The sequence below is a fragment of the Amycolatopsis dendrobii genome, assembly GCF_014145675.1.
GTDB lineage: Bacteria > Actinomycetota > Actinomycetes > Mycobacteriales > Pseudonocardiaceae > Amycolatopsis > Amycolatopsis dendrobii.
This window is the reverse complement of the sequence record NZ_JACGZW010000007.1, coordinates 218942-231134: the sequence shown is the minus strand read 5'-3', so window position 1 is coordinate 231134 and position 12193 is coordinate 218942. Positions and strand designations below refer to the sequence as shown.

Here is a 12193-nt window from a genome sequence, read left to right as displayed (position 1 = left end):
GGGGCTCTCGTCGGCTGAGAATCCGGCTGGCACAAAGCCGTACGGTTGTTTCGGCTGGTGAGAAACCGGTGGTGTGCCTGAATAATTTGAAGGTATGAGCGTCGGACTGACCGTGCCTGCCCGTCCGCAGGCGAACATCACCGTGACCGAAGTGCTGGACCAGGCGCGCGAGGCCGAGGAGGCTGGCGCGGCGTCGATCTGGTTTTCCCAACTGCCCTCGGGTCACGACGCACTGGTGCTGGCCGCGCTGGCCGGACAGGTGACCTCCCGGGCCGAAATCGGCACGTCCGTCGTCCCGATTTACCCGCGGCATCCGCTGGCGCTGGCGGCTGCCGCGCGCACGGCGAGCGAGGCGTCCGGCGGACGGTTCACGTTGGGCATCGGCCTTGGCGCGAAGAACTTCCTCGAACCTGTTTACGGCACGCCGTATCCGCCGCCGGTGCGGCACCTTCGGGAGTACTTGACCGTCTTGCGTGCGTTGTTCGCCGGGGAACAAGTCGACTTCTCCGGTTCGACGGTGGAAGCCCATCTGTCGGAGCCCGCGCCTGCGGCACCGATCTCGGTGATCGTCGCCGCGATGGGTCCGCAGGCGTTGCGCGTCACCGGCGAACTGGCCGACGGCACACTGCCGTACCTGGCCAGCCCGCGTGCGCTCTCGAACCTGATCGTGCCTGGGATCGGCCCGGGCAAGCGAGTGATCGCTGCTGTCCCGGCTGTGGTGACCAGCGACGTCGACGCGGTCCGTGAGATCGCGGCACGGGAACTCGGTTTCTACGGCTCGATCCCGTCGTACCAGCGTGTGCTGAAGGAGGGCGGCGTCGAAAACGCGGCGGAACTGGTGCTGATCGGCGACGAGGAGACGGTCGCCGCCGGGGTGCGGCGCTACTTCGACGCGGGTGCGACCGACGTGTTGCTCACCCAGACCGCCCTGCACACCGACGAGGACCGCCGCCGTACCTGGCGGCTGACGGGCGAGCTCAACTCATCCGGTTCGTAAGGGTTGTCGTTACGGACATTTCCTCCAGATCGAGTTCACGCAGGACTTTTTGCAGGACGTCGTCGTCAAGGCGGCCGGCGCGGTTCTCCTCGATCATCGCCGCGCGCTGGGTGATGAGAAGTTCCCGCCGCGCCTTGGCGAACTGCGCCTGCGGACTGTCGCGCCGCTCCTCGCCGGACAGGGTGATCGCGGCCTGCGCGAACCGGTAGCGAGTGTCCACCACGCGTTCGAGCCGTTGTTCGAGCCGCTTCATCTTCTCCGGTTCCATGTCCAAAGTGGATAGTTGGTCGCGAGCAAGCTCGCGCAACCGTTCGTGCGCGGCTTTCTGCGCGACCTTGCGCGCGGCCAGCTCCTCGGCCTGGTCGCGGGCGTCCTCGTCCGGATCCTGGACTTTGAGCAACCGGATCAGCGGCGGCAGCGTGAGCCCTTGGATCAGCACGGTCCCGACCGCGACGGCGAACGCGAACAGCTGAATCTCCGCGCGGCCAGGCGTATCCGCGGGCACACCGGACGCGGCGGCGATGGTGACGACGCCGCGCATACCGGTCCAGGAGATCACCGCCAGCGACCGCCAGGCAGGCGGGTCGTGCTTGGTGCGTCTGAGAAGTTGCAGGGGCCGGGGCAGATAGCTGGACAGGAAGACCGCCGGAATCCGCACGAACATCGTCGCGAGCAACACGATGATCGCCGACAACGCGAGCGTCCCGTTGTCCCGCGCCGCATGCTGCGCCCCGTCGAGCACGAACGGCAGTTGCAACGCCATCAAAGCGAACACCAGCGCCTCGAGCATGACGTCGATCGATGCCCAGACAGACCGGTCCTGCACCCGCGTCGCGGGCGACGCCCGCAACGACCGGTGCCCCAGGAACAGCCCCGCCGTGACGACCGCCAGCACGCCGGACCCGCTGAACTCCGCCCCGAACGGATGCAAATGTTCGGCGGTGACGTACGCCGCGAACGGCACCACGATCCCGAACGCCGATTCGAGCAGCGGATCGTCCAGCCTCGTGCGGATCAGCTCGACGACCCCGCCCGCGACCAGCCCGACGAGAATGCCGACCACCGTCGCGACGGCGAAGACCGCGAACCCGTGCCCGAGCGATCCGGCCGTCCCGGCCACCGCCGCGAGCGCGACCTTGTACAACGTGAGCGCGGCCGCGTCGTTGACCAGACTCTCGCCGGTGAGCACCGTCATCACCCCGCGCGGCAGCCCCAGCCGCCGCCCGATCGCGACAGCTGTCACGGCATCCGGCGGAGACACGACCGCCCCGAGCACCAGCGCCGACGCCCACGGCAAATCGGGCAGCAGCAGATGCACGACGAACGCGATCACGAACGCGGTGGCCACCACGAGCAGCACGCCGAGCGTGATGATCGGCCGCAAGTTCGCACGAAAGTGGGAGATCGAACTCTCCAGCGACGTCGAGTACAGCAACGGCGGCAGCACGACGGTCAGGATCAGCTCAGGCTCCAGCTCGACCCGCGGAACACCGGGAATCAACGCGATCCCCAGCGCGACCACCACGATGAGCAGCGGCGCGGACAGGTTGAACCGCCGAGCGACCGCGGTCAGCCCCAGCGACCCGGCGAGCACGCCGACCAGCGTCAAGGTCTCCATGCTTCGCATCTTGACTCATGAATCCGGCCGGACGCGGATGGTGTGGGTTCGTGTCGGGACTCCCTTCGGGCGAGGTGGACGGGTCGGTTGCGGGAAGCGGACGGCTCGGTGGTGGGGCGCGCGGGGCGTTGGTGAATGGGGTGGGCATGGGGCTTCAAGGGTCGGGTTTGGCTGGTGGTCGGCGGACGGTGAGGGCGGGCAGCGGCGTGCCCGCTCGGAGGGAACGGCCGTTTGACGTTGACGCGGAGGCGAATCGCCAGGGCGGCGGTCGGGCAGCGGTGTGGCGGTCGGGCAGCGACGGGCGAAATAGCCGGTCGCTGCCGCGCGAGTGGGCGGGCGACACCGCGGGAGGCGGAGCAGACCGGCGCGGCGGCGTAGTGACGACCGGTTCACCTCGCCGCACGTGAGGCTTGGTCGGCCCGCGTTGGTTCGGCAAAGGCCGGTCCTGCTCGCGGACTCCGGTCAGGTGCTCAGCTCCGACGCGGTGTCGGGTGGAACGCCGCTGGGTGGAGCGACGCGGAACGGAGCGATGCTGGGTGGAGTGCTGCGGAACGGAGCGGCGTCGGGTGGAGCGACGCGGAACGGAGCGACACCTGGTGGAGAACGGTCGTCCGTCGCGAGCACCCTCCGGCCTAGCCGAGTTCCTTCAGTTCCTTTTCCACCGCGGCCAACTCGTCCGCCGAACCCTGCACCTTCGGGCCGGTGAACCACTTCCGTGCTGACAAGACCCACCACAGGGCTGCCCCGCCAAGGACGACCAGGAAGGCGATCGGCGTGTAGTTGAACGTGTCGACCGTGACGGGACTTGCTTGGGGCAGCATGAAGAGCACGAAGATCACCACGACCCAGACCGTCGCGACGATGCCGATTGGTTTGCCCCAGCGGCCCAGGTTCCAGGGGCCCTTCTCGAAGCTGTCGCCGCGGCGGACGCGGAGGAAGACCGGGATCACGTACGCGACGTATAGGCCTACTGTCGCGATCGAAGTGACTGCTGCGTAAGCCGTCGCGCTCCACAGATACGGCAGCGCTAGCACCAACGCGCCGCCCGCTGCTAGCCATACTGCGTTGGTTGGGGTTTGGGTTCGTTTGTTGATGTTGTGCCAGATCTTCGAACCCGGGATCGCGCCGTCGCGGGCGAAGGCGTAGATCATCCGGGAGTTCGCGGTCACCGAGGCCATGCCGCAGAACAACTGGGCTCCGATGCAGATCAGGAGGAGGAATTTGCCGGTCACCGCGCCGGTCGCGTCGATGAAGATCTGGGCTGGCGGCACGCCGGTCGCCGAGTTGACGGCTCCGTCGTAGTCCTGGATCGCGAATGTCAGGCCGATCAGCAGGATCCAGCCCGCGACCAGCGACACGAGGATCGAGTTGATGATTCCGCGCGGGCCCGCTTTCGCGGCGTTCTTGGTTTCCTCCGTCATGTGCGCCGAGGCGTCGTAGCCGGTGAGGGTGTACTGCGCCAGCAACAAACCCAGCAAGAACACGTACGGCGCGGATCCCCAGCCCGTCTGGTTTACGAAGCTGCCGAACACGAACGACGCTTCTTGATGCTTCGCCGGCACGAACACGAGCACGCCCACGATCACCAGCACGCCAAGCAAATGCCACCACACGCTGACGCTGTTCAGCACCGCCACCGCACGCACGCCGAAGGTGTTCAGCACCCCGTGCACGACAAGAATGATGGCCAGCAACAGAATCGTGTGGCCCGGCGTCGCGCTGAAGCCCCACTGCAGATCGAGGAACGCGTTGAGGAAGAGCGCGGCTCCGAAGTCGATGCCCGCGGTGACCGCGATCTGCCCGATCAGGTTGAACCAGCCGGTGAACCACGACCACGCCGGGCCGTTGCGGGTCGCCAGTTTCGCGGCCCAGTAGTAAAGCCCGCCCGCGGTCGGGTAGCTCGAGCACACCTCTGCCATGCCCAGTCCGACCAGCACCACGAACAGCCCGACCAGCGGCCAGCCCCAGATCATCGCCGCCGGGCCGCCGGTTTTCATGCCGAAGCCGTACAGCGTGAGGCAGCCGGACAGGATCGAGATGATCGTGAACGACACGGCGAAGTTCGAGAACGCCGACATCGTGCGTTTGAGTTCCTGCGCGTAGCCGAGCGCGTGCAGGCGAGCGCTGTCTTCGTCGGGTTGTCCGGTCTGCTGGTCGGAGACATCCATCGGGCACCCACCTGAAAGGTATGCGGACAGACCATTGAGAGTGCGCAGAAGTTAGCCCCCGGCGTTCGCGGGTGTCAAGGTTTCGCTGGTGGCTGGACGGAAGCTCCTCCGAACGGCGCAGGGCGGTCCGGGGCTGAGTGATCAACATGGGACCAGTATGTCGAACAATTGTTCGAGTGCGCATCACTCGAAACGGTGCTCTGTTCGGCGCCGCCATGATGTCGAGAAGGACGCGGCGGCTCCGTCCCCGGGGCGAGAGACTCACCGTCCGCACCGGAAAGGATCGCCGCCATGGCTGTCGCCGAAGACATTGACCGCGCTACTGACTCCCAGTGGGACTGGGTCGCCGAGCAGACTCGGGCATACCTGGCCTCGAACGGCGCGGAGGGCCACGAATCCGACGGTCTCCGCATGCTCGTGCTCGCCACGACCGGACGCAAGACCGGCGTGCCCCGGCGCACCTGCTTGATCTACGGCACCTCCGGCGACGAATTCGTGGTCGTCGCTTCCAAGGGCGGAGCCGACGAGGACCCGGAGTGGTTCAAGAACATCGGGGCGGAACCGAGCGTCGGTGTGCAGGTCGGCGCGCGCCGGTTGACCGCTCGCGCTCGCGTCGCGTCTCCGGAAGAGCGCGAGGTGCTTTGGCCGCAGATGGCGCGCGTTTTCCCGCTGTACGACGAGTACGCGCAGAAAACCGACCGCGTGATCCCGATCGTTCTGCTCGCTCCGCGAGGCTGACGCGAAACGGCCCGCCGGTGACCTGGCACCGACGGGCCGAAAGAAAAGCTAGATCCGTGAAGGGAAAGTCAGCGACCGGTGAAGTCCCGCACCGATTCCAGCGCGGTGTCCGGCTGGTCGGCGAAGAATCCGTCGACCCCGGCCTTCAGGAACGCCGCTTCCTCCGCGAACACGTTGCCGAACGCGCTCGGGCTGGCCGAGGAGCGCAGGTTCGCCGGAAGGAACGGGTTTTCGTTGCGGAAGGTGTAGGGCTGCACCTCAAGCCCGGCGCGGTGTGCGTCGGCGATCAGCGTGGTCGGCTTGCCGAGGTTGTCCTGCGCGTCCCGCGGGATGATCTGCCCCTTCTCCGGGCCGAGGTACTTCGCGTACTTCGCGATCTCGCGCAGGCCGGCGGGCGTGACCAGGTCGGCGTACGTGCGCTTGTCGCCCTTCGCGACGAAGTCGGCCGGAGCGCCCTTCGCCTCGGTCAGCTGCAGCAGCGGCACCCGCACCTGCTTGTGCAGCGCCTGGAGGTTCGACACCTCGAACGACTGGATGATCACCGGCGCGTTCGGCCGGTTCAGGCCGTTGCGGTCGAGGATCGACACGAGCTTCGGTTCGGTCGGGTTGCCGATCGAGCTGAAGTACGTCGAGTGCTTGACCTCCGGGTAGGTGCCCAGCGTCCGGTGCAGCTCGTGGCCGAGCCGCCGGGTCAGGTCGAGCACCTCCTGGTAGGTGGCGATCCGGTAGCGGCCGTCGTAGAGCTGGTTGTTCGGCCGGTTCTGCGGGATCCGCTCCTTGGCGTAGAGCGTCTTCAGCTCGGCGAGGGTGAAGTCCTCGGTGAACCAGCCGGTCATCTTGGTTCCGTCGATGACCTTGGTGGTCTTGCGCGAGGCGAACTCCGGGTGGGCCGCGACGTCGGTGGTGCCGCCGATTTCCGGCTCGTGCCGGGCGACGAGCTGGCCGTCCTTGGTCGGCACCAGGTCGACGTCGACGTAGTCCACGCCCATCCGGTAAGCGAGTTCGTACGACGCGAGCGTGTGCTCCGGGCGGTAGCCGGGCGCGCCCCGGTGTCCGACGATCACCGGGCCATCGTGCCGGGGACCGTGCGCGGCCGCACCCGCGGCCGTCTCCTCGCTCGCGGCGGCCGGGCCGATCGCGAGACCCGCGACGCCGAGCAGGGCCAGGCCGGACAGGGCGAGCACGCCGAGGCGTTTGCGCTTCATGGGGGGACCTTTCTCTACCGGGCGATCCGCAGCTCGCCACGACTACCGCGTCACCCTCACCGCCGCAAGCGTCGGGCGCGCGGCACCAGCCGGACGGGCGGTTGACAACCGGGTAAACGGTGGATGGCAGGCGAATCCGGACACCGCGCGACCGGGACCGGACCAGTCGCGCACCTGGTCCGGGCCGGGGTCGCGGACGGCGCGCTGCCGCGGCGCGACACGCACCGTTACGCTGTCCGGCGTGCGCGTACTGGTAATCGGCTCCGGCGCCCGGGAGCATGCACTCGTCCTCGCGGTGGCAGGCGACCCCGCGGTCACGGCGCTCGCTTGCGCCCCCGGCAACGCCGGCACGACTGCGGTCGCGGAGCAGCTCGGGGTCGAGCTCGCCGAGCCGGAGGCTGTCGCGGCCCTGGCCAAGGAGTGGAAGGCCGACCTCGTCGTGATCGGGCCGGAGGTGCCGCTTGTCGCGGGCGTCGCCGACGCGGTGCGCGACGCCGGCATCGCCTGCTTCGGACCGTCTGCCGCGGCCGCGCGCATCGAGGGGTCGAAGGCGTTCGCGAAGGACGTCATGGCGGCCGCGAAGGTGCCGACGGCCCGCAGTGAGGTCGTCGTCACTCCCGCGCGCCTCGACGCCGCGCTTCAGCGCTTCGGGCCCACCTGGGTCGTGAAGGACGACGGTCTCGCCGCAGGCAAGGGCGTGGTCGTGACCCAGGACGTCGAGGTCGCGCGCAAACACGCGCTGATGCTGCTCGACGGCGGTCACCCGGTCCTCCTGGAGTCCTTTTTGGATGGCCCTGAGGCCTCGCTCTTCTGTTTCGTCGACGGCCGCACTGTGGTGCCGATGCTGCCCGCGCAGGACTTCAAGCGCGTCGGCGACGGCGACACCGGCCCGAACACCGGCGGCATGGGCGCGTACGCACCGCTGCCGTGGGCGCCTGCCGACCTGGTGGACGACGTCGTCGCGCGGGTCGTGCAGCCGGTGGTGGACGAGCTCGCCGACCGGGGCAGCCCGTTCTCCGGCCTGCTCTACGCCGGTCTCGCGCTCACCTCGGAAGGCCCGCAGGTGATCGAGTTCAACTGCCGCTTCGGCGACCCCGAGACGCAGGTTGTGCTCGCGCTGCTGCGTACGTCGCTGGCCACTGTGCTCAACGCGACGGCTACCGGGAAGCTGGCCGAGCTGCCGCCGCTGGAGTGGTCGGGCGGGGCCGCGGTCACCGTCGTGATCGCTGCGGACGGGTACCCGGGCAAGCCGCGCACTGGTGACGTCATCACCGGCGGAGAGATCGAAGGCGTGCTTCACGCAGGTACGCGGCGTCGCGACGACGGTGCGGTGATCTCGGCTGGCGGACGTGTGCTGTCAGTTGTCGGCACCGGTAAGTCGCTTAAGGCGGCGCGTAAGCACGCGTACGAGACTGTCGAGCGCGTACACCTCGCCGGTTCGCACCATCGCACCGATATCGCACTGCGCGCGGCCAACGGGGAAGTAAGCGCTCCCGCCTGAACAGCTTCTCCACGAAGTTCGCCTCGGGTTCACGCGCCGGTTGGTAGCCTCGAAACGGGTCCGTACGGTCACCGTCCGTATCACGGGAGGGGTTAGCGCATGCCGGGAAGCACACCGCTCACCGACCTGGCTTCGTCGGTTCCGGCAGCGCCGGGCGTGGCGGACATCGTGGTCGAGCCGGCGAAGCTGCTCGAGGTCGCGCGAGTGGTCGATGAGCAGGTCAGCGCGCTTGAGGACAAGCTCCTCACGCGGCTGGGCGAACTGCGCGTCGACACTCCTTCGTCGGACACGGTGAGCGTGAACGCGATGGCTGCGTGGAACACCGTGGTCGCGGAAGGCGATCAGTCGTACGCCGCGCAGGTGCGCGCGTACGTCGCCAATCTGCACAAGCTTGTCGGACAGCTGCGCGAAGCAGCGAAGACGTACGAGGCCAGCGACGCGGACAAGGCCGCGGCTTTCGGGGACCGCGGTGCGCACGGCATCCACTAAACCGATTCTCGCCGTCGTCGCGGTGCTCGGGGTCGCTGGCTGCTCGTCGGGTGAGCAGGGCACCGCGTACCCCGTACAGCCCGCGATGAGTTCCCTGGCGCAGCAGACGAAAGCGGCCGCACTGCCGCAGCGGCCGTCGGACTTGCCGATCGCCGGGACCGATCCGTGCGCCCTGCTCGGCCAAGCGCAGCTCGACCTGCTGAAGGTCACGAGCGTGCCGCGCAAGGCCGCCGAGCCGAAGGACGGGCCCACCTGCGTGTTCGATTCGGACAAGGCCGAACCGTTCCACGCGCTGCACCTGCGGATCGTCAACGCGGACGTGCAGGAGTGGCTCACCGGATCGCGGCGCAAGAACAGCATGACCACCGCGGCCACCAGCGTCGAGGGTTATCCGGCGATCACGAATTACCGCGCGGCAGGCACCCCCGCCGACTGCGAGGTGCTCGTCGGCGTCGCCGCGGGACAGACCATGGCGGCACAGGAGTTCGCGGTCACCGCGGGCGCGTTCAGCCAGCCGCAGTTGTGCGACATCGCCACCCAGGCCGCCGGCCTGGCCGTGCAGGGCCTGAAGAACCGGACCTAGGGAGGGCGCGTGGAGATCTCCGAACTCGCGGGCAGGATCCGCGACCACCGTTTCGACGGGTGGACCGACACCGCCATCGCCGACGAGATCGAGAAGTTCGGCACCGGCGACGGAATCGCCAGCATCGCCACCGCGGTCGAGGCGCTGCGGGAAATCGCGACCGCGCTCGCGGGCACCGACCACACGCTGCGCGACCAGTTGGCGAAGCTCGGCGTCGAATGGCAGAGCCAGGCGGGCGGACAGGCCGGGCAGGTGCTGTCGGACCAGGCGGGCTTCTCTCACGACGCGATGCAGAAGGTCGCGCACACCGCGGAAATGCTTTTCGCGCAAGGGGAAGCGTTCAATCGCACCAAGTACAAGCTGCCCGACCCCGCCGCGGTCCGCAAAGGCGCGGAGAGTCTCACGCTCGTCGATTCGGTGGCGAGCTTCCTCGGATTCGAGACCGATCACGCGGCCGCGGTGCAGGCCGCGGACAACGCGCGCGGCCAAGCGGTCGAGGCGTTGAACGCCTACGCCCAGCAGAGCGGCGAAAACCTGCTGTCCACCGAACCGTTGAGCCAGCCGCAGTCGCTCACCATGGTCCAGCCCGGCAGCGGGCCGAGCCCGGTCGACCGCGCGGCCGCGGCGGTCGAGGTGACGCCGGACGGCCAGGTGCGGCCCGCCGCGGCGTCGGTGAAGTCGCAATACGTTCCCCCGCCGCCTCCGGCCCCTCCAGCCGCTTCGGTGGTGGATCCGCCGACGCCCGCGTACGGCACCCCCTCGCAGGCACCGGCTGCTCGGCCAGCCGCGCCGGTGGTCGCGGCCAGCTACGTGCCGCCGACCTCGCCGCCGCCCGCAGGATGGGAGAAGGGACCGGCACCGCACGCCAATCCGCCTCGGTCGGTCGGTTCGACCAACGGGCCGGGAATCCCCAGCGGGCCAAGCACTTCGGGCGGCCCAGGCGCCTCAGGCGGGACGCGGGTTCCGAGCGGGGCACGGCCCGGGGAATCCGGCACGTTCCTGCCGACTGGTCCGCGCGGGACGAGCAGCGGGTCCGAGGGCACGCCGGTCAACCGGGGAACTGTGTCCGAAAGTCTTGGCGGCGCAAGCGGTTCCAGCCGTCCCGCGGTCGGCGGCCCGGGTGGGGGCAACTACTCCGGCAGCGGGCACGAAAACCAAGCGCTGCAACGAGGTCGTCTGGTCGGCAGCGTCCAACAGCCGCCGCCTGCTCCCGTCGCCGAAACCCCCGGCAACGCTCCGGCCCCGCGTGCGGGAGGCGCGTCTGCCGGAGAAATCGGAGCAGGCGCCGCGGCTTTGGGCGCGGGAGTGGCCGGTGGCGCGCTTTCCGGCGACCGCGAACGGCAAGGCCGCGCACAAGACGGTCAGCCGAAGGGCCTGGTGCGGCCGTTGCCGGTGGACGAGCTTCCCGAGGAAGAAGCCGTCGCACTGCGGAAAGCCGAGCAGATCGCGCCCAAATCGGCCGGTGGCGAAGCCAAGTACCTCTCCGAAGCCGCACCGCAGGAAAGCGACGACGAGCACGTGCGCCGCTTCGGCGTCGACGACAAGGACCTGTTCGCCGACGGCCGGATGGTGACGCGCGACGTCCTCGGCGACGGCACGGGAGACGTGCGCCGGCCGTGAACCTGGTACTGACCGCCCTTGAATTCGATGTGCTGTGGGAATCGCTGGACCTGGGCGGGCGTCCGGCCGCGCTCGCGGTTCCGTCGCCAGGGCGCACGCACACCGAGCGGGCCGAGCTGATCGAGTCCGTTTGGGACTCGCTGGCGCAACGCCGGCTCGCGCGCGGCCGCCGTCCTTCCGGGACAGTGCTCGATCAGCTGCATTTGCTGGCGCGTCCACGGGAAGCGGTGGACGTCTGGGTGTGGGCGGACCGCGAGATCCGCGGCCGCGCGGTGAGCCGGGGCAGCCAAGCCGTGCTCGCGGTGGTCGACCGGGACGAGGTGTGGCTGATCCCCGCTGACGCCAGCGGGCTCGCCGACGCCGTGGTGTCGGTGGCCGGATCGCTCGACCCAGGCATCGGCCAGTCGATCTCGGTACCGCACAGCACGCTCGTCGCCGCCGACACGGCTGCCGCGGGCGACCCGAAAGCGCTGGTCACGGCCTTGGAAGACCGAGGCATGGCGTTGTGGGAAGCGCAGGAACTGGCGGGCATGTTGATGGGACAGGCCGCCCGGGGACAGTTCTGCGCGGAACGGGTGCTGCGGGACGGGACGGTGCGCCGGTCGCCGCACGTGGCGGCGTTTTACGACACCGATTCCGGGCGGTATCTGTTCCAGCTCACCGACGATTCGGACGGGCACACGTGGGCGACGGTGAGTCCGGCGGACAACGCGATGCTGGCGGAGCGGGTGCGGGAGTTGCAGGCCGCGATTTGACGCTTGGCGTGACCGTTTCACCCCTTTTCGATCGCGCTCTAACCCGGTCCGGGGGTTCGCGGCCGGAAGTCGGACGGAACTGCACACGGCACGCGCTCGAAGTCTTAGAGTAAGCAGGGAACCGACCTGGTGAGCGGAGCGTCCGAACTGGTCGGGAAGCGAGTGTCGCGAAGGGGATGACGAACGGTGCCTGTCTACGATCCGGATTCCATGGCCATTGCCGCCAGGAACGTGGAGAAGCTGAAGGACGAGTTCGAGAAGTCCAAGAAGCATGTCACCGGAGTCGACGACGAGCACGAGAGTCCGTTCGGCACGATGGGTGGCTCCAAGGACGTGCACGGTGCGGTCGGCACGTTCAAACAGGGTGTGCACAGCGAGTTCGACGCGGCCGGGAAGCTGATGGAGGCGACCAGCTTCATCCTTAAAAAGGCCGCCGGGCTGATTCAAGAGACCGACCAGGTCCACAAGACCGATCTGACTGTGCACGAAGACCGCTGAGCAGGCACGAGGGGGCAAGAG

Annotated in this window: 11 protein-coding genes; 8 read left to right on the top strand and 3 right to left on the bottom strand. The window is 68.7% G+C overall.

The annotated features are described in order from the left end of the window. The first annotated feature begins 94 nt into the window (after positions 1 to 94). Complete coding sequence (locus H4281_RS21850) at positions 95 to 997, top strand: TIGR03564 family F420-dependent LLM class oxidoreductase (protein WP_182892797.1); 903 nt, start codon at positions 95 to 97, stop codon at positions 995 to 997. Here H4281_RS21850 and H4281_RS21845 read toward each other — a convergent pair. Next, positions 978 to 2615, bottom strand: coding sequence for a Na+/H+ antiporter (locus H4281_RS21845; protein ID WP_182892796.1), 1638 nt, complete (start codon positions 2613 to 2615; stop codon positions 978 to 980). The two genes, H4281_RS21850 and H4281_RS21845, sit on opposite strands and share 20 nt — an antisense overlap. A 632-nt stretch (positions 2616 to 3247) precedes the next feature. Next, entirely contained in the window at positions 3248 to 4783 is a 1536-nt protein-coding gene (locus tag H4281_RS21840) for an amino acid permease (protein WP_182892795.1), read from the bottom strand. 291 nt (positions 4784 to 5074) lie between these two features. On the opposite strand from H4281_RS21840, the gene H4281_RS21835 reads away from it, so the two are divergent. Next, positions 5075 to 5521 carry a nitroreductase family deazaflavin-dependent oxidoreductase gene (locus H4281_RS21835; protein ID WP_182892794.1) on the top strand — a complete coding sequence of 149 codons (447 nt, stop codon included), beginning with the start codon at positions 5075 to 5077 and terminating at the stop codon, positions 5519 to 5521. 68 nt (positions 5522 to 5589) lie between these two features. Here the strand turns inward: H4281_RS21835 and H4281_RS21830 are convergent, their stop codons facing one another. Beyond that, positions 5590 to 6726, bottom strand: a complete 1137-nt coding sequence (locus tag H4281_RS21830; RefSeq protein ID WP_182892793.1) for a glycerophosphodiester phosphodiesterase — start codon at positions 6724 to 6726, stop codon at positions 5590 to 5592. Between the two features lie 241 nt (positions 6727 to 6967). Here H4281_RS21830 and purD point away from each other — a divergent pair, with 241 nt between their 5' ends. The 6 genes from purD (at position 6968) to H4281_RS21800 (ending at position 12172) form a co-directional block, all read left to right on the top strand. Beyond that, on the top strand, positions 6968 to 8227 hold the full coding sequence (gene purD, locus H4281_RS21825; protein WP_182892792.1) for a phosphoribosylamine--glycine ligase: 1260 nt from the start codon (positions 6968 to 6970) through the stop codon (positions 8225 to 8227). A gap of 99 nt (positions 8228 to 8326) precedes the next feature. Further along, positions 8327 to 8716 (top strand): PE domain-containing protein, encoded by a 390-nt coding sequence (locus tag H4281_RS21820; protein WP_037354127.1) that lies wholly within the window; start codon positions 8327 to 8329, stop codon positions 8714 to 8716. Then, positions 8697 to 9299, top strand: a complete 603-nt coding sequence (locus H4281_RS21815) for a DUF3558 domain-containing protein (RefSeq protein WP_182892791.1) — start codon at positions 8697 to 8699, stop codon at positions 9297 to 9299. The genes H4281_RS21820 and H4281_RS21815 overlap by 20 nt, the downstream gene beginning before the upstream one ends. Before the next feature lie 9 nt (positions 9300 to 9308). Then, positions 9309 to 10919 (top strand): hypothetical protein, encoded by a 1611-nt coding sequence (locus H4281_RS21810; protein WP_182892790.1) that lies wholly within the window; start codon positions 9309 to 9311, stop codon positions 10917 to 10919. Then, positions 10916 to 11674 (top strand): ESX secretion-associated protein EspG, encoded by a 759-nt coding sequence (locus H4281_RS21805; RefSeq protein ID WP_182892789.1) that lies wholly within the window; start codon positions 10916 to 10918, stop codon positions 11672 to 11674. The genes H4281_RS21810 and H4281_RS21805 overlap by 4 nt, the downstream gene beginning before the upstream one ends. 186 nt (positions 11675 to 11860) lie before the next feature. Further along, positions 11861 to 12172: a hypothetical protein gene (locus tag H4281_RS21800; RefSeq protein ID WP_182892788.1), complete on the top strand. Its 312-nt coding sequence runs from the start codon at positions 11861 to 11863 to the stop codon at positions 12170 to 12172. The last annotated feature ends 21 nt before the right edge of the window (positions 12173 to 12193 follow it).

Coding starts and splice junctions, on each gene's coding strand:
- H4281_RS21850 (WP_182892797.1), top strand. CDS start 95: ATGAGCGTCGGACTGACCGTGCCTGCCCGTCCGCAGGCGAACATCACC.
- H4281_RS21845 (WP_182892796.1), bottom strand. CDS start 2,615: ATGGAGACCTTGACGCTGGTCGGCGTGCTCGCCGGGTCGCTGGGGCTG.
- H4281_RS21840 (WP_182892795.1), bottom strand. CDS start 4,783: ATGGATGTCTCCGACCAGCAGACCGGACAACCCGACGAAGACAGCGCT.
- H4281_RS21835 (WP_182892794.1), top strand. CDS start 5,075: ATGGCTGTCGCCGAAGACATTGACCGCGCTACTGACTCCCAGTGGGAC.
- H4281_RS21830 (WP_182892793.1), bottom strand. CDS start 6,726: ATGAAGCGCAAACGCCTCGGCGTGCTCGCCCTGTCCGGCCTGGCCCTG.
- H4281_RS21820 (WP_037354127.1), top strand. CDS start 8,327: ATGCCGGGAAGCACACCGCTCACCGACCTGGCTTCGTCGGTTCCGGCA.